This is a genomic window from Salibacterium halotolerans (assembly GCF_900115625.1).
GTDB lineage: Bacteria > Bacillota > Bacilli > Bacillales > Marinococcaceae > Salibacterium > Salibacterium halotolerans.
The window spans coordinates 269,367-288,508 of sequence record NZ_FOXD01000002.1; the positions used below are offsets into that span (position 1 = coordinate 269,367).

The 19,142-nt window shown below is 43.0% G+C and carries 24 protein-coding genes and 1 pseudogene; 22 read left to right on the top strand and 3 right to left on the bottom strand.

Features of this window, described 5'->3' with window-relative positions; all coding sequences use genetic code 11:
* The first annotated feature begins 1 nt into the window (after position 1).
* The 13 genes and pseudogenes from BM124_RS02800 to BM124_RS02855 all read left to right on the top strand — a co-directional run bounded on the left by BM124_RS02800 (position 2) and on the right by BM124_RS02855 (position 8,673).
* Positions 2–307, top strand: coding sequence for a hypothetical protein (locus tag BM124_RS02800; RefSeq protein WP_093335129.1), 306 nt, complete (start codon positions 2–4; stop codon positions 305–307).
* On the top strand, positions 297–1,439 hold the full coding sequence (locus tag BM124_RS02805; protein ID WP_093335130.1) for a baseplate assembly protein: 1,143 nt from the start codon (positions 297–299) through the stop codon (positions 1,437–1,439). The genes BM124_RS02800 and BM124_RS02805 overlap by 11 nt, the downstream gene beginning before the upstream one ends.
* A complete protein-coding gene (locus BM124_RS02810) occupies positions 1,432–2,094 on the top strand; it encodes a phage tail protein I (RefSeq protein ID WP_093335131.1) in 663 nt (220 codons plus the stop codon). The genes BM124_RS02805 and BM124_RS02810 overlap by 8 nt, the downstream gene beginning before the upstream one ends.
* A gap of 15 nt (positions 2,095–2,109) precedes the next feature.
* Positions 2,110–3,963 carry a phage tail-collar fiber domain-containing protein gene (locus BM124_RS02815; RefSeq protein ID WP_093335132.1) on the top strand — a complete coding sequence of 618 codons (1,854 nt, stop codon included), beginning with the start codon at positions 2,110–2,112 and terminating at the stop codon, positions 3,961–3,963.
* Positions 3,964–4,256: 293 nt separating this feature from the next.
* The gene (locus tag BM124_RS02820; RefSeq protein WP_093335133.1) at positions 4,257–4,556 is read left to right on the top strand and encodes a hypothetical protein; all 300 of its coding nucleotides are present in this window, start codon (positions 4,257–4,259) and stop codon (positions 4,554–4,556) included.
* 46 nt (positions 4,557–4,602) lie between these two features.
* A complete protein-coding gene (locus tag BM124_RS18725; RefSeq protein WP_093335134.1) occupies positions 4,603–5,052 on the top strand; it encodes a S8/S53 family peptidase in 450 nt (149 codons plus the stop codon).
* A pseudogene (locus BM124_RS19640) lies at positions 5,033–5,149 on the top strand (Acb2/Tad1 domain-containing protein); the annotation flags it as partial. The gene BM124_RS18725 and the pseudogene BM124_RS19640, both read left to right, overlap by 20 nt.
* 138 nt (positions 5,150–5,287) lie before the next feature.
* On the top strand, positions 5,288–6,022 hold the full coding sequence (locus BM124_RS02830; RefSeq protein WP_093335135.1) for a hypothetical protein: 735 nt from the start codon (positions 5,288–5,290) through the stop codon (positions 6,020–6,022).
* A gap of 30 nt (positions 6,023–6,052) precedes the next feature.
* Positions 6,053–6,820 (top strand): FRG domain-containing protein, encoded by a 768-nt coding sequence (locus BM124_RS02835; protein WP_093335136.1) that lies wholly within the window; start codon positions 6,053–6,055, stop codon positions 6,818–6,820.
* Between the two features lie 97 nt (positions 6,821–6,917).
* Positions 6,918–7,166: a phage holin gene (locus BM124_RS02840; protein ID WP_093335137.1), complete on the top strand. Its 249-nt coding sequence runs from the start codon at positions 6,918–6,920 to the stop codon at positions 7,164–7,166.
* Between the two features lie 28 nt (positions 7,167–7,194).
* A complete protein-coding gene (locus BM124_RS02845; RefSeq protein ID WP_093335138.1) occupies positions 7,195–7,524 on the top strand; it encodes a hypothetical protein in 330 nt (109 codons plus the stop codon).
* 13 nt (positions 7,525–7,537) lie between these two features.
* Positions 7,538–8,464, top strand: coding sequence for an N-acetylmuramoyl-L-alanine amidase family protein (locus BM124_RS02850; protein ID WP_093335139.1), 927 nt, complete (start codon positions 7,538–7,540; stop codon positions 8,462–8,464).
* The gene (locus BM124_RS02855) at positions 8,461–8,673 is read left to right on the top strand and encodes a hypothetical protein (protein WP_093335140.1); all 213 of its coding nucleotides are present in this window, start codon (positions 8,461–8,463) and stop codon (positions 8,671–8,673) included. Before BM124_RS02850 ends, BM124_RS02855 begins: the two co-directional genes overlap by 4 nt.
* Positions 8,674–8,709: 36 nt before the next feature.
* Here BM124_RS02855 and BM124_RS02860 read toward each other — a convergent pair whose 3' ends face one another.
* Positions 8,710–9,174 (bottom strand): type II toxin-antitoxin system HicB family antitoxin, encoded by a 465-nt coding sequence (locus BM124_RS02860; protein ID WP_093335141.1) that lies wholly within the window; start codon positions 9,172–9,174, stop codon positions 8,710–8,712.
* A 29-nt stretch (positions 9,175–9,203) separates the two neighbouring features.
* Positions 9,204–9,392 (bottom strand): type II toxin-antitoxin system HicA family toxin, encoded by a 189-nt coding sequence (locus BM124_RS02865; protein ID WP_093335142.1) that lies wholly within the window; start codon positions 9,390–9,392, stop codon positions 9,204–9,206.
* A 432-nt stretch (positions 9,393–9,824) separates the two neighbouring features.
* Here BM124_RS02865 and BM124_RS02870 point away from each other — a divergent pair, with 432 nt between their 5' ends.
* Both BM124_RS02870 and BM124_RS02875 read left to right on the top strand, forming a co-directional pair.
* Positions 9,825–10,838, top strand: a complete 1,014-nt coding sequence (locus tag BM124_RS02870; protein ID WP_093335143.1) for a hypothetical protein — start codon at positions 9,825–9,827, stop codon at positions 10,836–10,838.
* Positions 10,813–11,463 (top strand): hypothetical protein, encoded by a 651-nt coding sequence (locus BM124_RS02875; protein ID WP_093335144.1) that lies wholly within the window; start codon positions 10,813–10,815, stop codon positions 11,461–11,463. Before BM124_RS02870 ends, BM124_RS02875 begins: the two co-directional genes overlap by 26 nt.
* A 454-nt stretch (positions 11,464–11,917) precedes the next feature.
* On the opposite strand, the gene BM124_RS02885 is transcribed toward BM124_RS02875, so the two are convergent.
* Positions 11,918–12,268, bottom strand: a complete 351-nt coding sequence (locus BM124_RS02885; RefSeq protein ID WP_212634931.1) for a YolD-like family protein — start codon at positions 12,266–12,268, stop codon at positions 11,918–11,920.
* Between the two features lie 108 nt (positions 12,269–12,376).
* Between BM124_RS02885 and BM124_RS02890 the strand changes: the two genes are divergently transcribed.
* From BM124_RS02890 to BM124_RS02920, 7 genes are all read left to right on the top strand, one after another.
* Positions 12,377–12,589 (top strand): LexA family protein, encoded by a 213-nt coding sequence (locus BM124_RS02890; protein ID WP_093335146.1) that lies wholly within the window; start codon positions 12,377–12,379, stop codon positions 12,587–12,589.
* Positions 12,589–12,825 (top strand): hypothetical protein, encoded by a 237-nt coding sequence (locus BM124_RS02895; RefSeq protein WP_093335147.1) that lies wholly within the window; start codon positions 12,589–12,591, stop codon positions 12,823–12,825. Before BM124_RS02890 ends, BM124_RS02895 begins: the two co-directional genes overlap by 1 nt.
* A 66-nt stretch (positions 12,826–12,891) precedes the next feature.
* On the top strand, positions 12,892–13,434 hold the full coding sequence (locus tag BM124_RS02900; protein WP_244504205.1) for a dipicolinate synthase subunit B: 543 nt from the start codon (positions 12,892–12,894) through the stop codon (positions 13,432–13,434).
* Positions 13,435–13,540: 106 nt separating this feature from the next.
* Positions 13,541–14,590: an aspartate-semialdehyde dehydrogenase gene (gene asd / locus BM124_RS02905; RefSeq protein ID WP_093335149.1), complete on the top strand. Its 1,050-nt coding sequence runs from the start codon at positions 13,541–13,543 to the stop codon at positions 14,588–14,590.
* A 77-nt stretch (positions 14,591–14,667) separates the two neighbouring features.
* Positions 14,668–15,882 (top strand): aspartate kinase, encoded by a 1,215-nt coding sequence (gene dapG, locus BM124_RS02910; protein ID WP_093335150.1) that lies wholly within the window; start codon positions 14,668–14,670, stop codon positions 15,880–15,882.
* A 31-nt stretch (positions 15,883–15,913) separates the two neighbouring features.
* Complete coding sequence (gene dapA / locus BM124_RS02915) at positions 15,914–16,786, top strand: 4-hydroxy-tetrahydrodipicolinate synthase (protein WP_093335151.1); 873 nt, start codon at positions 15,914–15,916, stop codon at positions 16,784–16,786.
* A gap of 303 nt (positions 16,787–17,089) precedes the next feature.
* On the top strand, positions 17,090–18,757 hold the full coding sequence (locus tag BM124_RS02920) for a ribonuclease J (RefSeq protein ID WP_093335152.1): 1,668 nt from the start codon (positions 17,090–17,092) through the stop codon (positions 18,755–18,757).
* Positions 18,758–19,142: the final 385 nt, after the last annotated feature.

Here is a 19,142-nt window from a genome sequence, read left to right on the forward strand (position 1 = left end):
AATGGCGGATATTAACTATGAAAACGTAGACATCAACTTTTCTGCAGAAGGTAGTGAAGATGTTCTCCGTAATCTTCAAATTCTGTATACTACCCCAGAAGGCACTGTTCCATTCATGCGGGATTTCGGTATATCTCTGGAAATTCAAGACCAACCCATCAATGCCATACAAGCCAAGATGGTAGCTGAATATACGGCGAAAACAAGGAAATTCGAACCGCGCGCAACGGTCGAAGAAGTAACGTTTGTATCAGATGGAGAAACAGGATCCATGCGCCCGAAGGTGGTGATTAGTAGTGATTCCTGAACTTAGTAACCTTCCGGAAATAAGTTTTGCTGACACAGACGTGAATGAAATGCTGAATAGCATGGTTTCAGACTATGAGCAAGCCTACTACGAATCAACAGGGGAAAGAAAGAAACTATATGCCGGGGATCCGATTAGAATATTTTTGTATACTCAAGCATTACGTGAACTTCAATTGCGTTCCATTATCGATGATGCTGCAAAACAGAATTTGCTTGCATATGCCAGAAGGCCGGCTATCAATCATCTGGCAGCGTTTAAAAATATTTCAGAATTTCAACCCCAACGAGCGACAACCTTGCAACGATTTTATTTAAGTGCTCCTCAGGCTGTTCCACAGACGATTCCTGCGGGGACAAGAGTTAGTCCGGGGAACAAAATATTTTTTGAAGTGCAAGAAAATCATGAAATACCGGCTGGGGATACGCAGATTGATATCGTAGTAAGGTGTACGATTCAGGGAGAAGAAGGGAACGGTTTCACTCCTGGTCAAATTGATATTTTAGTGAATCCTATCCCCTGGGTGGAAAGGGTTGAGAATATCGAAACAAGTCAAGGTGGATCCGGAGAAGAGGATTTGGAGAGTCTTCGAGAACGTATTTGGCTTGCGCCTGAAACATATAGTGTGGCCGGGCCGAAAGAAGCGTACGAATCAATGGTAAAGCAGTACAGCCCACTTATAACTAACGTAAAAGCGACGACGCCGCACCCTGGTGTAACAGATATTCGTTTCCTGCTTGAAAATGGAGAGGTTCCGACAGACTCTTTTTCAGAGGAGCTCATTAATTATCTCAGTGAGAAAGATAAAAGACCTCTTACTGACAACATTCAAGGAGGTGCTCCCGAACAGAATGAATATAATATTGATGTAACATATTATATACGTTCCTCGGATTCAAGCCGTTCTGTAGATATTCAAAATGCAGTCGAAAACGCCGTGCAATTGTATAGAATATGGCAAAAATCAAAAATTGGAAGGGATATTAACCCATCCGAGCTGCAATCCAGGATTATTCAAGCGGGAGCCAAGCGTGCAGAAATTATAGCACCATCCTTTACAGTGGTTCCAGATATCAATGTGGCTAATGACGCAAACGTAAGTGTCAATTACGGAGGAATGGAAGATGACTGAATTACAAAATTCAAACGTGATTGATCTACTGCCACCTAATTTAAAAAATGATCCGGATATCAAAGCAGCATCTAAAGTAATTAATCAGACATTTAAAGATACTGTTGAGAAGACAAATCCTTTAAAGCTTTATGTAAATATTCAGGATCAGCCCGACGAAGTACTTGATCATCTTCTATGGCAGTCACATGTAACTTTTAGCGAAGGTTCTGGATTAGCTGAGACGCGGGAAGAGAAGATCAACCTCATTGAAAACTCCGAATATATACACAACATCAAAGGGACACCGGCAGCTTTAGAGAGAGTCCTGGAACTGCTCAATATGGATGGAAAAGTAACAGAATGGTTCAATTATGGCGGGGACCCCTATTTCTTTCGAATTGATATTCAAGTCAAAAATAAAGGGTTGTCTGAAAATAATATAACGCTTTTGGAGAATCTTATCACCGCATTTAAGAATAACCGTTCCTGGGTGGATGTCATTAATTTTTACTTGGTATCCAATGCTAAGGTGCATTTGGCTAGTCTTTCTTATTTCGGAGAAGAAATAACAGTTTACCCTTGGCAGCAAACTGAAGTGCAAGGACATGCTGTAGCTCGGCTCGGATCAGGATCGCGTTCCACAGAAACCACTACAATTTATCCCAAGGGATAGGAAGGGAGAGACGGAATGGCTGAATTTTATACTATTTTAACTGATGTCGGCCAAGCAAAGATTGCCAATTCACAAGTCACCGGGGAAAAGGTCGATCTTGTTGAATTGGCTGCAGGCGATGGTAATGGTAATTATTATAACCCTACAAGTGATCAATCAGAATTGGTAAATGAAACGTGGAGAGGGAATATAAGTTCCATTGACATCGATGAAGACAACCCTAATTGGATCACCATTGAAACCATAGTTCCGTCTGAAACGGACGCTTTTATGTTACGTGAAGTGGGCATTTTTGACAGTAACGGTGATTTGATCGCAATCGGAAAATATCCAGAAACGTACAAGCCTAGTTTAGATAATGGGAGTGCTAAAGATTTATATGTTCGAATGATCATTGAAGTCTCCAACGCTGAAGCAGTGACACTAAAAATAGATCCTGCAGTTACAATCGCTTCACGTAAGTATGTTAACAGTATTACAGGAGACCTTAATGACCTGAATACCGCAGATAATACCAGTCTTGTTTCCTCAACAAACGAGGTCCTGCAAAAATCTAAAGATTACGCCCAAAACGCCAAAGACTATGCTCAAAATAGAGCGGCTCTCCCGCGATCCGAGCAAATAGACCCTAATACAACAGAAACTTCGCTGATAGTTACAGATCATGCCAACGCACCAACGGATGACCTCTACTATATTCAAACGTACTTCGATGAAGGGGATCAATGTAGTCAAATTGCCATTCCGTATAATTTCAACGGGACTGGTTTTTGGTATCGTTTCAAATCTATCGACACTTGGTCGGATTGGGCAAGAGTCGTGCCACAAAGTGATCTTGATAATCTCATCAATCGAATCGGGCAAAACACGAACTTAAACACCAGTGATAACTCGACAATTATAGCTGCTATCAACGAAGTGCTGCAGAAATTTAATACGCATAATTCCGATGATGCTCGTCACGTTACAAGTACGGATCGTGGTCATTGGAATGGGAAAATGGAAAAACAAGGCGAGAGCAATGTTAGCTTTAATAAGAATAAGTTATCAGAAGCTCCTGTAGACTTCTTAATTTCAAATGAGAATGTCCAATCTGGACAGGCTGATTTAACTGCACTTTTTGGAAATGATATTCAGTCGGCATCCGGAAGAAAAGTAGGAATCGGATTTGCTGTATCAACTGCAATTAATACCCAAGGAAATTTAGGAGCAAAAATCGTTCATGAAGCAACAGGCAATCGTAGTCAAGGTGATTTAGCTTTTTATACGAAAATAGATGAAAATGAGGGTGATACCACAGAAGAACACCTTAGAATTAAAGATAGCGGTGAATTAAGACCGGGGGAAGATAACGCACAAACTTTAGGTTCGTCGTCTTACCGTTGGAATGAAATTTATGCCGGTACAGGAGCTATCAATACGTCAGACAAGAAAGAAAAGAAAGATATAAAAGAATCTATCGGTCTATCGTTTATTGATAAATTAACCCCAATTGAATATAAGCTAGAAGATAGTGGTAATCGTGATGAAAATGGGAATATCATTCCGGGAACAAGACCTCATCATGGTTTAATTTCTCAAGACGTAGAAAGTTTGCTTGAACAGTTAGGTATAGACCATGCTGGATTTATTAAAACGCCAATTACAGAGTTGGTTCCTGATGAAAATTGGGAACCAAGTGATGATGAAACAGAAGAAGATAGACCACTTATTGAGAAAGAAACAGGAGAGTACAATTACGGACTACGTTACTCGGAGTTTATTGGCAACTTAATTAAAGCTGTGCAAGAGTTAAAAGTGGAGAAGGATAATTTGGAGAGCAAGCACAGTAATTTAGAAAAAAGAGTGGCTGAATTAGAAAGTTCGTAGCGTGGCTTATGCGCATTAGATGCAATACCCAAAAGGGTGTATTTTTTATGTAGAAGGATTTCCCTCCTATTTTGTCGAAATAAGTGAGATAAAGGGAGCTGTGCAAGAGTTAAAAGTGGAGAAGGATAATTTGGAGAGCAAGCACAGTAATTTAGAAAAAAGAGTGGCTGAATTAGAAAGTTCGTAGCGTGGCTTATGCGCATTAGATGCAATACCCAAAAGGGTGTATTTTTTATGTAGAAGGATTTCCCTCCTATTTTGTCGAAATAAGTGAGATAAAGGGAGGGAATGTAATGGAAGTCACATTAAGTAGATGGATAATTTTAAAGGACATTGCTCATAAATCAAGAAATGTTACTAAAACATTTACATCAGAAGTTATACCCCACAAAGGAGATTTTGTATTCTCAACTGCTTTTGAAAGAGATGAAGAGGTAGAGGTGGCAAGTGTATTTATTGATTATGAAAGAGATGATTGCATGGTTTTCCTAGAACCTCTTTCTCTGAATACTGAAGACAACCATTATCTGAAGCAAACCGTTGATATGTATATGCTTCATGAGTGGAAATGTACATTTTATGATTTTGAATAATTAACAAAGCATCCTACGGGGTGCTTTTTCTTATGAGGAGGATAAAATGCTCAAAGAAAATGACGCCGAGCGCCGAAAGGTCAACGCGGACACATGGCACGCAGCAGGCTACACTGGCAAAGACGTGACAGTCGTGTGCATCGACGACAAGAGCGCACCGCACGCTCACATGGTTTACGCAGAGTCGCCATTTCTTGATCCTGGAGAAGAAGTCGGGCACGGCACAAACGTAGCGCAGTGCGTTCATGAGATGGCGCCTGACGTGCGCGTCGTTCTCGTCCAGTCCAACGACGAAGGGCGGCAGTGGATACGCGATCACGCGGATGACATCGACATCATTTACGTATCACGCAGCGCAGGCCGGCCACTTGCCGAGCACAGCTACAGTTTTTTAGATGACTTGGACATTACGGTTGTTTGCTCGTCCGGAAATGACGAGGATGATCGTGTCAATTTCCCGTCGCGATTCCCGTGGAGAGCTGGCCTATCTAATTGATCAGGAGTGTCCAGGATCGCGTGAGAAGTCCTTGGCCATGACTAATTTAGAAACGGCCGTGATGTGGGCCAATGCTTCTGTCGCTCGTAATGAGTAAATAAGGGAACTATTGTTTGAGTATATGCTAGGTTATGGTAAAATAGATAAGAGAGTAGGCGGTCTGATCAACCACAAGCGCGTTTCCCAGGAACGCCCCTACTCTTTTTATTATTGTATCCCTGGGAGGTATGAATGCGTGAGACGAATTGAGGTAGCAAAAGGAGAAGTTTTCGGTAAATTGAAGGTTATAGAGTTTACCAAAACATCCAATAGAGGACCTTTGTATAAATGTCTTTGTAGATGTGGTAATCACCGGGAGTTTGCAGGAAAAGATTTAAGAAATGGAAACAATAAAAGTTGTGGGTGCTTAACCCAATCCCACGGCATGACAGGCAGTCGCCCATATAGAGTGTGGAGTAATATGAAAAAGCGCTGCAATAATGAAATGAATCCTGATTACCCGCGTTATGGCGGCCGAGGAATAACTTATTGCCCAAAATGGGAAACGTTTGAAGGCTTCTGGGAAGACATGAAAGACGGATATAGAAGCGATTTAACTTTAGATCGAATTGATGTAAACGGGAATTATATCAAGGAAAACTGCCGGTGGATTAACAGGAAAAAACAAAACAATAACAGGCGCAATAACAATCTCTATGAATATAAAGGCGAGACTTTAACTCTTCCTGATATTTGTGAAAAGTACGGTTATGATTACAGCATCATAAGGGCTAGAGTTCAAAGCGGAATGACTATTGATGAAGCCTTTAGATTTGAAAATGAGAAAGAAGAAATCACTTACAATGGTGAAACTAAAACCGTTTCTGAATTCGCCCGTGATAACGATATGACTTACCATCAATTAAAAAAGCGATTAATGCGCGGGTGGACTGTTGAGAGGGCAATTGAGCAACCGTTGAGAATAAGATAAAAAATATCTATAGGTAGAGGTTTAATTTACATGATGCCATTATTTGAAAACAACTTTAAAGCAATTCTTAGTCAAATTAAGCAATTTATGATGAGGAACAATCAGGTATGGTTTAGAGGTCACAGCAACTTTGGTTTAGATGGAGAACTTAAAGAATATAAGCTTACCTCTTCAATATTCAGAACAGACGCAGATATTGATCAAATAAAAAAATATGAGAGTAATTCTATTTATGAGTTTATGACAAAAGGATATAGTTTACATCAAACTCAAAATAAGTGGGAATTGTTATATATCATGCAACATCATGGTGTTCCTACTAGATTATTAGATTGGACTTCTTCTTTTGCAGTTGCACTATATTTCGCAAGATTAAACTGGGAAAATAGCGATAGTACTCTTCATATATGGATGCTTGCTCCTGAAAAACTAAATGAGATACTCATAGGGACCAAAAATGTAAGTATACCTTCCACCGAAAAAGAGTATGATGTATTCGCTGATAAAGTGAAAAATTCAAGAGCTATTGCCCCTATATATAACTCAAGTCGGTTGATTGCTCAACAAGGACAGTTTACTCTTCAAGGAAATACCTACTATGATCTTAAGGAGGAATTGGATCAAAAAACAGAATATAGTGACACCATATTACAGAAAATCGAAGTCCCTTCAGAATTACGTCACGACGTTTATGCATATTTACACATGAATGGGATTAATGATTTTGCTGTATTCCCCGATCTTGATGGCTTGTCGCAAGTTATTAAAAAAAGAATTATAAAAAAATCATTAGAATAAAACAGCACCACAAAAGACACTTGGTGCAATAAATAAAGGTTGCAAGGAGTCTCCAAAATTGGAGGCTCCTTTTTAATATTAAAAAGGAGTGATTTTCATGATTCAATTTTTCAAAGGACTCGATGCCGGCACAGTGACACGGACAATTATTATGGTGGTGGCTTTCATTAACCAAGGTTTGGCTATTTTTGGACAGTCTCCACTTCCTATTGATGAGCAGAATCTTGAGTTGTTCGTATCGTTCATTTTCTCAGCTGTGACTGCTGTCATTGCTTGGTGGAAAAACAACAACTTCACGAAAGAAGCCAAGTGGGCGCAGGAATATCTCGAGTCGAAGAAGCAGTAATCCCGAGAAATAGAGAAGGGGGCTCAGGATGAGTGATGAACAGAAGAAAAGCAATGAGTGGTACAGCAACAAAGACCTGTATGAAAAGTTTGATAAGGCTATAAATACCATTAGACAGGATAATAACTCTCTTCGCGTGGAGTTGGAACGGACTCGTTCTGACATCCGGAAATACAATGGGCTGCATGAAAAGGTCAATAAAACCCGAGAAGATATTGAAAAAGTGAAGAGACAAGTGAACGGTATCCAACAGCAAGCGCAGGGACGATCGAAGACATGGGATGGCATACGACTATGGGGCGGATGGATAGTAGGTATCCTCGGCATGACGGCAGCATATTTGAAAATCTTTTTATAGGAGGAATCAAAAAATGCCAATGATCGCTCTTGATATCGGGCACGGATCCGATACCTTTCAGCGCACAGGCGGAAAAGGCGTAAAGAGGAATGGAAAAGTATACGAAGAACACGAATTTAACTCGGATATTGCCATGCGGCTCCAACCTATCTTGGAACGGCATGGCTTTTCTGTGTGGTTGCCGCAACCACCGAATTCAAAAGAAGTTGACTTGACTACTCGAACTGATGCTGCTAATAGGCGCGGCGTGGATTTGTACTGGTCCGATCATGCCAATGCTGGTGGCGCATCCGGTGTATGTGCATTTTACTGGGGCACCTCAGACGAGGGCAAAAAGCTTGCAGAGTTGTTCGCCAAACGTATGAAGGAAGCAGGGTTTGAAACGCACGGGAACGGCACACACGCTGGCGAGCGCGGGAGTTGGACCAACATGCATGTCACAAGGGAAACCAACATGACCGCTGTGCTGACGGAAAATGGTTTTATGGACGATAACGGCGATTTTCAAGGTATATTCGGCAGTGATAAGGAGTCGTACCGGCAGCGTGTAGCAGAGACGCATGCCAAGATTCTCTGTGAATACTTTGATATACCTTACAAAGACGTGAAATCCGAAACTGATAAAGGAGATGAGATCATGAAACCCACAGGAGTTTTGAACGGTACGTTTGGCGATTATCTCAAGAACGCGTCTGATAGAGGCATCATCGAACAGTCTACTGCAGACGAATACAAAAACGGTGAAATGACGGAGTCAAACGCCATTGCTCTTGTGGCGTTGATTCAAACTGCTGCACCTGGGACCGATGTGGCACCAGTCCATCAGCCAGCTTGGGAAAAGGCTCAGGAAGAAGGAGTATTTAACGGTGAGCGCCCAAATGATCCTATCACTCGAGTAGAAACGGCAACTGTTCTGAAACGGACGGGGGCATTCGAATGAATAGGTACGTCTATTCCTATCGCATCTTATCTACTGGTGAGACGAGCAGGTATGGCGTTCCGGCTGCCACTCAGGACGAAGCAGACGCCGGCATTTGTGAAGCAATTGCAGACATTGAATTTACGGAGCCGGAGGATGTGCAGGACATCACGCTCGACCGCATCATCGAAGAAAGCGACAATTATTATGAGTGTGAAGGCTGTACGTAAAAAAGAGCAGGGGCTTTCCCTGCTCCATACATATAGTTACAATTTCGATTTGTAAGAAGAAATGGAATCCTCTTGGCCTTTGGATGAAATAAGAGGCTTATGAACCCCGATATGCTCTTTCAACGCATCTTGAAGTAATTGTGAGTAATTAATTTTATGCTCTTTTGCAATATCATCCAACCAAGCAGGAAGGGTTAGAGTTTTTTTAATAGACCGCTGCTGCATATCACTTCTAAATGGCGGCATCCAGACATCTATATAAACGGCATATTCATTATCCTCTGGCGCAGTATCCTTCGGAGAACTAGGGCTTGGAATATCATCTCCATCCTGTTCCATGCCATACAAGTGCAGTGCTAAAGCTTCTTTGGCCATATCAACAGCTTCTGCTTCTTGATCAGCGACGGTAATACAACCAGATAAATCTGGGAAACGTACACCCACTTGATTATCCTCATATTCAAAAAACGCAAGAAATGTGTAGCGATCAGGATAACTCATCTATATAAAACCTCCTTAGAGGGCGAGGCTTAGAGCCCCGCCTGTTTGAAGATGCTTTTCACTGTTCCGGTTGGTAACTGTTTCTTGGGGTGTGGTAGCGTCACTTTTCCGGGCTTCGTATGGTGCTTAAGCTGATGGTGACTACCTTTAATATTTGTTATGTACCAACCATCTTCCTCAAGTATTTTTAAGATTTCTTTTGAAGAATAATTTTTCACATTGGCTCCCCCCTCCCTTCTTTGTTAATTATATTATAACACGTATTATAATACGTGTAAATGTTTTTTTATTAAAAAACAGACCGCCCATCTGGACGGCCTGCTATATCACCTTTAATCCTTCTCTTCCCCTATTTCATTTTACCACTATTAATATGTAGAGTGAGTATATTCTTCGCAAGATCTACTAAATTTTACATCAAACTCCAACTTTAGCATGATATATGTTAGAATAAGACATACATTTTAGGAGAGTAATAATCCGCTCTTCCTTATTCTAAAGTTATACTTTGAACTTTAATCATTGTATATTGTACATTTTCAATTCAAAAAAAGACATATAGAGTCGGTTCCTCCATACGTCTAATAATGTGTAACTATATTATATCATAATATAGTAATGTTTAGGAGGGGCTTTTTCAGGAGGCCTTTATGAATAACAAACCAGTAATGATCTACGGTTATGAGCTCACCACGCCAAAATTTATGGGTGGTAGCATGGATATCGACCGTTACGACAATGAAACTTTAGAGTTTTTCCTTAATAGGATAATTAACGAAGTTCCTTTGAGCGAAAGAAAATTATTGCATGATAATAAGATGATAAATCTAACAAATTTACAAGACAGTAATGATCAAGAATTTTTGGAGGGAGTCTTTACTACAGCTAGGTTTGGAAAAGAACAAAAAATAATAGATGTTAGACATCAAATTGAAATGGGGGAGAAGGGAAAAGAACAAGGGGTCTTAAATGAAGTGAACTTTGTCATACATAAAAATACTGGATTACTATTAGTGGAAAAAGATACTGAGAACGTTGCTAGAAAGGGTTTTATACAAAAATTCTTTTCATATCATAGAAAACAGATTGAAAAATATCATAATACTTTTAATAAAAAATTTAAACACAGAAAAATATACAGAAGAGGTTTTTTGAAAGTAATTAGTCTACCTTCTAAGTCTTTTTTTGATGAAATCGAGGACTTTGCAACTGTAAAAGATGCATTTGTTTATAAGGATGTAGACACCTCTAAAAAAAATAATAACGAAGCGGCTGACTTCTTTTATATGTATAGTATAGCAAAAGAGAATGGAGTAGAAGATGTTACCCGATTAAAAATGTCTTTTGAAAATAAAATTCAAAGGGGAACCATAAAACATGTGAAGAAGTTTTTTGAAACACTTCATGAATCACAATATTATGATGGACTTGGTGTGAGTGGAAAACTTCAATCTGGCAGAAATAAAACAATACAACTTGAAAATATTCAGAGAATATTTGATATTGAAGTTTCCCATCACGATAATGGTTTGCCTTCATTAAGTTCATTGTTAGATGGTATGATTAACCTAGCAAAGAAAGATAACCCATTAAGGCACAAAAATAAAATAAATCAATTTAAGGGAGTGGATCCTTCCAATGACAAGGAGAGTGAAGAAAACTAAGGAAATAGATAAAGACAACTCCGTAAACAGAGATTTTATAGAAATAGTAAAGAATTATAAAAAGTTTACGACTAAATCAGAATGGAAGTTAATATTAGGTCTTCCTATTTTATTTTCAGCTTTAACTTTTATATTTATGGGAACTCTAGAAGACCATAATACTGTCTTACTAAAATCAATTTTAAAGATCAACCAGGTTTCTATTTCAGTAATGGCTATATTAGCCGGTTTTAATACAACTAGCTTAGCTATAATTGCTGCGAGTAGTCCTAGAATTTTAATGAATCTAAATTCACCAGAATTTATTGAACAGGATAAAAATGATACTATACTAAGACAATTAGTATCCTTTTTTACTTTTGCTATAGTGTTTCAATTGGGAATACTAGTTGCAGCGACTTTAATTACTATGTTCACTGAGAATATAGTTGATCTTAGTGAAGTGTTTGTATATTTAACTGGTATATGGGTTAGAATTCCATTAATTATTTTTGGGATCTTATGGATGACAGTTGTTCTCTTCGCTTTAGTACTATCCTTGAGAAATGCAACTTTATTATATAGATATATACTGTTTATCGGCGATTTCTCTACTAATGAAGAAAACAATAAAGATAAAGAGTAGTCCCAGTGCTTGGTGCAGGATGGGGATAGCCATCGTTTCTTGCTCCATAAGAAACTATAAATAATTTGCAAACAAGATTGCAAACGCACCATATAAACACAGGCGGATTATAATGAATGAACACCCTTGTATAAAGCTATTTATACATGTTTGCAATCTTCCTTATGAATGCGTGCGAGCGCCTGCGAAGGGAAAAGGAATCCATGGTAAGGATGAGGTCAGTTGTCAGCTGCTAACAAAGTTTTTAAATGGGGCAGACATGGGGCAGAATTTCATCATTTCTGCCCCAAAAAAATCGAGTTTCTTCCATTATAACCTTATGTATGTACTGATTTATCAGCTTTCTTCATATAACATAATAATTGTTCCTAACGTTGCAAACGGCCTTCTAAGCCGTAGGTCAACGGTTCGAATACGGTAGGAGATCCATGAATAATGCTGTTACAGAGCAGGGTTACTCCCCTGCTCTTTTTATGTCCGTCAGCTGATCAAACGGCACATAATGCACATCGTCTTCGCTGTCTTTGATGTGGAACTGCTGCTGGCTCGTATTAACGTGATGACACCAGCCGGCCACGTCATAAAAGAACCCGTCCTTCCAGTACGTGAATACCAACTCTGCATTCTCCTTCATTGCTTCGTTCAATAGCCACTCAAATTCCTCCCACTGCTGCTCATCAAGCACCGGCTTCTTCACCTTCTTCTGCTCTTTTTGATGCTGTAGCCAAGCATCACGCCATTCCGGAAGAATCATCCGCATCGATTCCCAGCGCATATTTGATCCAGGTGTCAGTTTGTTCGCCAATATCATCGCCTCCTCAGTCTTATAATAACACGAACAAAAGTTCTTTATAAGTATTGAAATAAAACAAATGTTCGTATATAATGAAAGGAAAGCGAACGGGGTGATTGCATGACAAAACGGCAGCGTGAAGTTTTTGATGCGATTGTTACCTATACAGGAAAGAACGGCTATTCGCCAAGCATGAGGGAGTTGACTGAATTGGTGAATGCCAGAGCGGTATCGACCGTATTTGGTGTATTGGAAAGGCTACGCAGAGATGGATTTATCACCTGGGAGGAATCAAAGCCGAGGACCATGCGAGTTCTGAAGGAGGCTTCGTGATGGAAAGTATCTTGAAACGTGCAGCAGAAACCAAAGAACCGATTCAGGTGATTTACGAAGCCAAAGATGGAACATTGAGTCAGCGCATTGTTACAGTGTATCAATTCAATGAAAAGCATGTGCTGGTGTGGTGTCATTACCGTAATGCAGTTAGGTCTCTCAAGAAAAGCAACATTTTATCAGTAGGATGGAAACAAGAATATTATAATGAAGAAACTCGAGCCAGGATGATATAGTCCTGGCTCTTTTAATGGTAGAGAAGTATCTTTAGTACACGTATTTTTACTTCATACTGATGAACATTGGTTGAAGCTATTCCATACATGAGGGATCTTCGTGAAAAAGGAGCGGATGTGTATCCAATTATTACACCCACTGTTCTGAAAACCGATTCGAAGTTCGGAGCAGCGGAAAAGTGGCTTCAGGAAATCAAAGCGGCATCCGGAAAAGAGGACGTTGCCGACTCCATTGTCAAAACGGAACCATTCGGCCCGAAACAACCGCTGGATGTCATGCTCATAGCGCCGATGACAGGTAACTCTATCAGCCGGTTCGCCAATGCCATTACCGATTCCCCGGTATTAATGGCCGCCAAGGCAACGCTTCGCAACAGCAGTCCTGTCGTTCTTGCCATTTCCACCAACGATGCGCTGGGGTTAAACGGCAGCAACATTATGAAACTGATGAATGCCAAAAATATTTACTTTGTTCCGTTCGGTCAGGATAATCCTGTATCCAAACCAACGTCGCTCGTAGCAAGATTGGAAGATATCGAACCAACGTTGGAAGAAGCGCTCTCCGGACGTCAATATCAGCCTGTCATCGTGGAAAATTTCAATAAGTAAGCCGTCACAGGAATTGCTTCTTTCAGCTTCAGCTATTATGTTACAATAGACGTTAAATATACTGGATTCCATAAGAAAACAGGAAGCTGGAAGGAGATAATTATTCATGGCTGAAGAAACAGGTTATTCTGTAGCAGTACTGGGAGCTACCGGAGCAGTTGGGGAGCAGATTCTAAGAACGCTCGAAATGAAAGACTTTCCGGTGAGAGAGCTTAAATTATTGTCATCACCGCGTTCTGCCGGTAAAAAAATAACATTCCGCGGGCAGGAGTATACCGTGGAGGAAGCAAAGCCCGAATCCTTTGATGGAGTTCAGATCGGCCTGTTCTCCGCAGGAGGTTCCATATCAAAACAGCTGGCACCGGAAGCCGTCAAACGCGGGACAATTGTCATCGACAACACAAGTGCCTACCGCATGGATGAAGAAGTGCCGCTTGTTGTACCGGAAGTAAATGAAGAAGATGTGAAAGACCATAAAGGGATTATTGCCAATCCGAATTGTTCCACCATTCAGATGGTGGCGGCACTTGAGCCGGTGCGGCGCGTCTACGGATTGAAAAAAGTGATTGTATCCACCTATCAGGCCGTTTCCGGAGCCGGGTATGAAGCAGTTGACGAGATGAAAGAACAGTCCAGAAATGTGCTGGACGGAAAGTCCGCCGAACCGGAAGTGCTCCCGGTAAGCGGAGATGAAAAACATTATCAGATCGCTTTTAATGCGATCCCGCAGATAGATAAATTTCAGGACAACGGCTATACATTTGAAGAGATGAAAATGATCAATGAAACGAAAAAAATCCTTCATGAAAACGACCTTCCGGTTGCCGCCACGTGTGTACGGCTCCCGGTCGAAACCGGACACTCGGAATCGGTGTATATCGAAGTGGAAAAGGATGCACCGACCGCGGCAGGCTTGAGAGAAACTATCGGTTCCGGCGGAGGCATTACCATTCAGGATGATCCTTCCAGACAGGAGTATCCGATGGCCGTAAACAGTGTCGGACTGCCGGATGTCTTTGTAGGCAGAATCCGGAGAGACCTTGATTTTGAAAATGGCTATCACTTCTGGGTGGTCTCCGACAACTTGATGAAAGGGGCCGCCTATAACTCGGTTCAGATTGCCGAGAGTCTGATTCAATATGAACTTATAAAATAAGATGTGCAGAGACAGCGGAAGGAAACGATCCGGATACCGGTTGTAAGTACGGCATCGTCAAAAAAGGAGATGCAGGTATGGAAGTATTGGTGCAGAAATTCGGAGGAACCTCCGTGCAGGATGAACAGACGCGGTCTGCTGCTGCTGCTCACGTGAAGCGGGCTTCAGAGAGCGGCAGTAAAGTAGTCGTCGTCGTGTCTGCCATTGGACGAAAGGGCAGTCCGTATGCGACAGATACCCTTGCCGGACTGATTCAGAACGAACATTCACCGGCGCCCGCAAGAGAACAGGATCTGCTGCTTTCGTGCGGAGAAGTTATTTCCGCTGTTGTTTTCAGTGAACAGCTTCGGGCGGCTGGTGTTGAATCCATGGCATTTACCGGCGGTCAGGCCGGCATCCGAACAAACAATGCATTTGGTGATGCCGTTATTGAAGACGTGCAGACCAGCTTTCTTGAAGAAGCTTTTGAACATGTCGATGTGGTTGTCGTGGCCGGATTTCAGGGAATGTCAGGATCTGGGATTACGACGCTCGGCCGAGGCGGAAGTGACACGACCGCGGCGGCTCTGGGGGCTGCTCTGCAGGCGGAAGTGGTGGACATTTTCACGGATGTGGACGGCGTCATGACGGCTGATCCTGGAATGGTTAAAGAAGCATCACTGATCCCTGCGGTGACGTACGAGGAAGTGAGCAATCTGGCTGTGCACGGAGCACGTGTCGTTCACCCAAGGGCAGTGGAGACAGCAGAGCAGGGCGGCATTCCAATGCGGATCCGGTCTACGGCATCCGAACATCCGGGGACGTGGATTTCGTCGCAGCGCGCAGCATCCGGATCCGGTAAAAGACAGGTGACAGGAATTGCCCACAAGTCCGGATTGACGCAGGTCACGGTCCGCAGTGAAGACGGAATTTCTTTGCAGCAGACTGTATTCCGGGAGATGGCGGATGCACGCATTTCGGTGGATTTCATTTCCATTCAGCCTGCTGCTGTTATGTATACCATACCTTCAGAACGCACGCAGCAAGTGGTACAGCTGCTGCAGCAGAAAGGGTATGAACCGGAGTGTCTAAAAGACTGCACGAAAATATCGGCGGTCGGGGCAGCGATGACCGGCACTCCCGGTGTCGCAGCCACTATGGTTGATGCGCTCGCAGCACACGATATTGATATTTATCAGGCTTCGGATTCCCACACAACGATCTGGGTGCTCGTCTCATCAAAGCATGAAAAGCAGGCGGTGACAGTGCTTCACGATGCGTTCTGCCTGAACCATCCAACAACAGGTCTGTAGGAACAGCCAGGAAGAAAGGGGCGGAAAACGATTGGAATTTGGTCGATTACTGACCGCCATGGTCACCCCGTTTAACAGGGAAGGAGCCATCGACTGGCCGGCGCTGGAACCGCTTGTGGAGCATCTGTTGTCCACTGGGTCAAAAGGATTGGTTACGGCCGGTACGACCGGGGAGTCCCCCACGCTGTCGACCGAGGAAAAGCTTGCTTTGTTCCGGAGGGTGAAAGAAATAGCCGGGACACGCGCGGCGGTTATTGCAGGAACAGGAACAAATGATACAGCCTATTCCAGGTATCTGACACAAAAAGCTGTATCCTGTGGTGTGGACGGCATCATGGCGGTCACACCTTACTACAGCAAGCCAAGCCAGGAAGGGATGTATCACCACTTTAAAACGGTGGCAGAAGCCGCGCCTTCTCTGCCGGTCATGATTTACAATATTCCCGGCCGCAGTATTGTCAATCTTGAGCCTGACACACTGTTTCGTCTGGCCGGTTTTTCAAATATTCGCTCTTTGAAAGAAGCGAGCGGTGATTTTGATCAGATTTCCCGCGTTTTGGAACATACACCCGATTATTTTCAGGTGTACAGCGGTGATGATTCATCCACTCTCCCGCTCATGTCGATAGGGGGAACCGGTGTTGTATCAGTCGCCTCTCACATTGCAGGGCACGGGATATGCATGATGATGGACCAATTTGCAGAGGGAAATACTGCTCACGCTGCTGCTTGGCACCGCACGCTGCTGCCAAAAATGAAAGCATGTTTCATGACACCCAGCCCCGCACCCGTCAAAGGACTTCTTGAAGAGTCCGGCGTCATTTCAAGATACACAAGAGCACCCATTCTTCCATTGACGGAAGCAGAAATGAATCAGTTGAAAGAAACATTCAGCCCGGCTTAAGCCGGGCTGATTTTTTTCATTGTAAAAACGTGTTGATTCCATGGAATGTCCGGGCTGTTCTTAAAGCAGGTGAACCATTTTTCAGGATGCAGGTGCAAAAGAGACTTGTATTCTCATTTATGTTTAGGTTATACTACAAAGAAGTGATATGTTCGGGTGTAAATTGTTTCATAAATGGACCAGTCTTTCCCGCCGCCGTGGAAAGAGAGCCCTGGGAGAAGTGTGTCGGAAGCCAAAAAGGCGGCTCACACGGTGAGACGTTGCAGCTACATTGTACAATGGTATATATAGGAGGAAAAAACGTTGGCAAAGCAGTCTTTAGAAACGATACGTGTGTTTGCGCTCGGAGGATTGGGTGAGCTTGGCAAAAACATGTATGTCGTTGAAACAGAAGAAGAAATACTTATTATCGATGCAGGATGGATGTTCCCCGAGGATGACATGCTTGGTGTGGATGTTGTGATCCCGGATATTTCCTATCTTGTGCAGAATAAAGAAAAAGTACGGGGTATTATTGTTACCCACGGTCACGAAGATCATATCGGGGCGCTGGCTTATATTCTCCGCAAGATTCAAGCGCCTGTTTACGGCACAAAATTAACGATTGGTCTAGTCGAGGATCATTTAAAAGAAAAGGGTCTCCGTAAAAAAGCCGATCTCCGCCAGATACATGGAGAAAGCCGTATTACTGTAGGCCAGTTTCCAATTCACTTTTTCCGGGTGACACACAGCATCCCGGATTCAGTCGGAATCAGTATCGAAACACCGCAGGGACTGATTGTCCACACCGGTGATTTCAAGTTTGACCAGAACCCGGTTGACGGTTTGTACACGGACATAGACAAGCTGACCCGGATTGGAAAGCGCGGTGTTCTCTGCCTGCTCTCCGACAGCACGAACGCGGAAATTCCCGGAACATCCCCGTCGGAAACGTCAACGGGTTCCGGTATTGCCGAAGTGTTTCAGGAAGCCGAAGGAAGAATCATGGTGACGACTTTTGCTTCCAATGTCCACCGCATCCAGCAGGTGATTAATGCAGCGCAGAGCGAGCAGCGGAAAATAGCCGTTGTCGGACATTCCATGAGCAAAGTGATCGAGATATCCCGGAAGCTTGGTTACCTGCACTGCCCGGATGATATATTCGTCGATCCGTCCGAAGTGGAAAACATGGATCCGAAGCGTACAGCGGTACTTTGTACCGGAAGCCAGGGCGAACCGATGTCGGCACTGACCCAGATGGCCAAAGGGTCCCATCACGAACTTGCCGTGGAGAAAGGTGATACAGTCGTTATTGCTGCCAACCCAAAAGCTGGAAATGAAAAATCCGTATCGCGCCTGATTGATTTTCTTTACCAGCTCGGCGCCGAAGTAATTTACGGCCGGGATAACGTGCATGCTTCCGGCCACGGTTTCCAGGAAGAATTGATGCTGATGCTCAATCTGCTCCGTCCGAGCTATTTTATCCCGGTACACGGCGAGTTCCGGATGCAGCAGGCGCATGGTGAACTGGCTGAGGCAGCAGGTGTGTCACCGGATAATACGTTTCTCCTTGATAAAGGAGAAGTTGTCGAGTTTACGAACAAAAAAGCTAAACGCTCTGGTAAGGTGCCGTCGGGCAATGTTCTGATTGATGGACTCGGAGTCGGCGACGTCGGCAACATTGTCCTCCGCGACCGCCGTCTGCTATCGGAAGACGGTATTCTGGTCGTCGTTGTGACACTGAACAAAAAGTCCACCGGCATCGTATCCGGCCCTGATATTATATCCAGAGGCTTTGTATATGTCCGTGAATCAGAAGAATTGATGGAAGAAGCCAATACAAAAGTGAAAACAACTCTGGAAAAAGCATTAAGTGAAAACGTAAAGGAATGGTCTACGCTTAAAAGCAATGTCAGGGATGTTCTCAGTCGTTTTCTATATGAAAAAACGAAACGACGTCCGATGATTCTGCCGATCATTATGGAAGTATAACGAAATATGAATATGCTGCTGCACCGGCAGCATGACACACAAAGAGTCTGGGACAAAATAAAAATAGGCGGAGGAAAACACGAATGTTTTGCGGCGTTGTTCAAGATCCGCATAGCAGCGGAGTCAAAATGCTCCGGCTCCTGCTGAGAAAAGCACGAGTCACGGGTACCCCGCAGGAAGCAGGGTACCCGTGACGTACTTCCACAGGATAATGGCGTTTAAGGCGGCACCGGATACTCTAAAGTGTCTTATGACTATTCATCTCACTTTTCATGCAGCGACGCGAACTCTTTGTTGCGTCGGCCCGTTCATTTTCCCGCTAAACGGAACCTGGATTCGTTCATGACGACGTTTACGGGGGAACGAAACCCTCTAAAGTGCTTTA

Coding starts and splice junctions, on each gene's coding strand:
- BM124_RS02855 (WP_093335140.1), top strand. CDS start 8,461: ATGAATAGGTACGTCTATTCCTATCGCATCTTATCTACTGGTGAGACG.
- BM124_RS02815 (WP_093335132.1), top strand. CDS start 2,110: ATGGCTGAATTTTATACTATTTTAACTGATGTCGGCCAAGCAAAGATT.
- BM124_RS02875 (WP_093335144.1), top strand. CDS start 10,813: ATGACAAGGAGAGTGAAGAAAACTAAGGAAATAGATAAAGACAACTCC.
- BM124_RS18725 (WP_093335134.1), top strand. CDS start 4,603: ATGCTCAAAGAAAATGACGCCGAGCGCCGAAAGGTCAACGCGGACACA.
- BM124_RS02820 (WP_093335133.1), top strand. CDS start 4,257: ATGGAAGTCACATTAAGTAGATGGATAATTTTAAAGGACATTGCTCAT.
- BM124_RS02845 (WP_093335138.1), top strand. CDS start 7,195: ATGAGTGATGAACAGAAGAAAAGCAATGAGTGGTACAGCAACAAAGAC.
- asd (WP_093335149.1), top strand. CDS start 13,541: ATGGCTGAAGAAACAGGTTATTCTGTAGCAGTACTGGGAGCTACCGGA.
- BM124_RS02840 (WP_093335137.1), top strand. CDS start 6,918: ATGATTCAATTTTTCAAAGGACTCGATGCCGGCACAGTGACACGGACA.
- BM124_RS02810 (WP_093335131.1), top strand. CDS start 1,432: ATGACTGAATTACAAAATTCAAACGTGATTGATCTACTGCCACCTAAT.
- BM124_RS02850 (WP_093335139.1), top strand. CDS start 7,538: ATGCCAATGATCGCTCTTGATATCGGGCACGGATCCGATACCTTTCAG.
- BM124_RS02895 (WP_093335147.1), top strand. CDS start 12,589: ATGGAAAGTATCTTGAAACGTGCAGCAGAAACCAAAGAACCGATTCAG.
- BM124_RS02800 (WP_093335129.1), top strand. CDS start 2: ATGGCGGATATTAACTATGAAAACGTAGACATCAACTTTTCTGCAGAA.
- BM124_RS02835 (WP_093335136.1), top strand. CDS start 6,053: ATGATGCCATTATTTGAAAACAACTTTAAAGCAATTCTTAGTCAAATT.
- dapG (WP_093335150.1), top strand. CDS start 14,668: ATGGAAGTATTGGTGCAGAAATTCGGAGGAACCTCCGTGCAGGATGAA.
- BM124_RS02860 (WP_093335141.1), bottom strand. CDS start 9,174: ATGAGTTATCCTGATCGCTACACATTTCTTGCGTTTTTTGAATATGAG.
- BM124_RS02890 (WP_093335146.1), top strand. CDS start 12,377: ATGACAAAACGGCAGCGTGAAGTTTTTGATGCGATTGTTACCTATACA.
- BM124_RS02870 (WP_093335143.1), top strand. CDS start 9,825: ATGAATAACAAACCAGTAATGATCTACGGTTATGAGCTCACCACGCCA.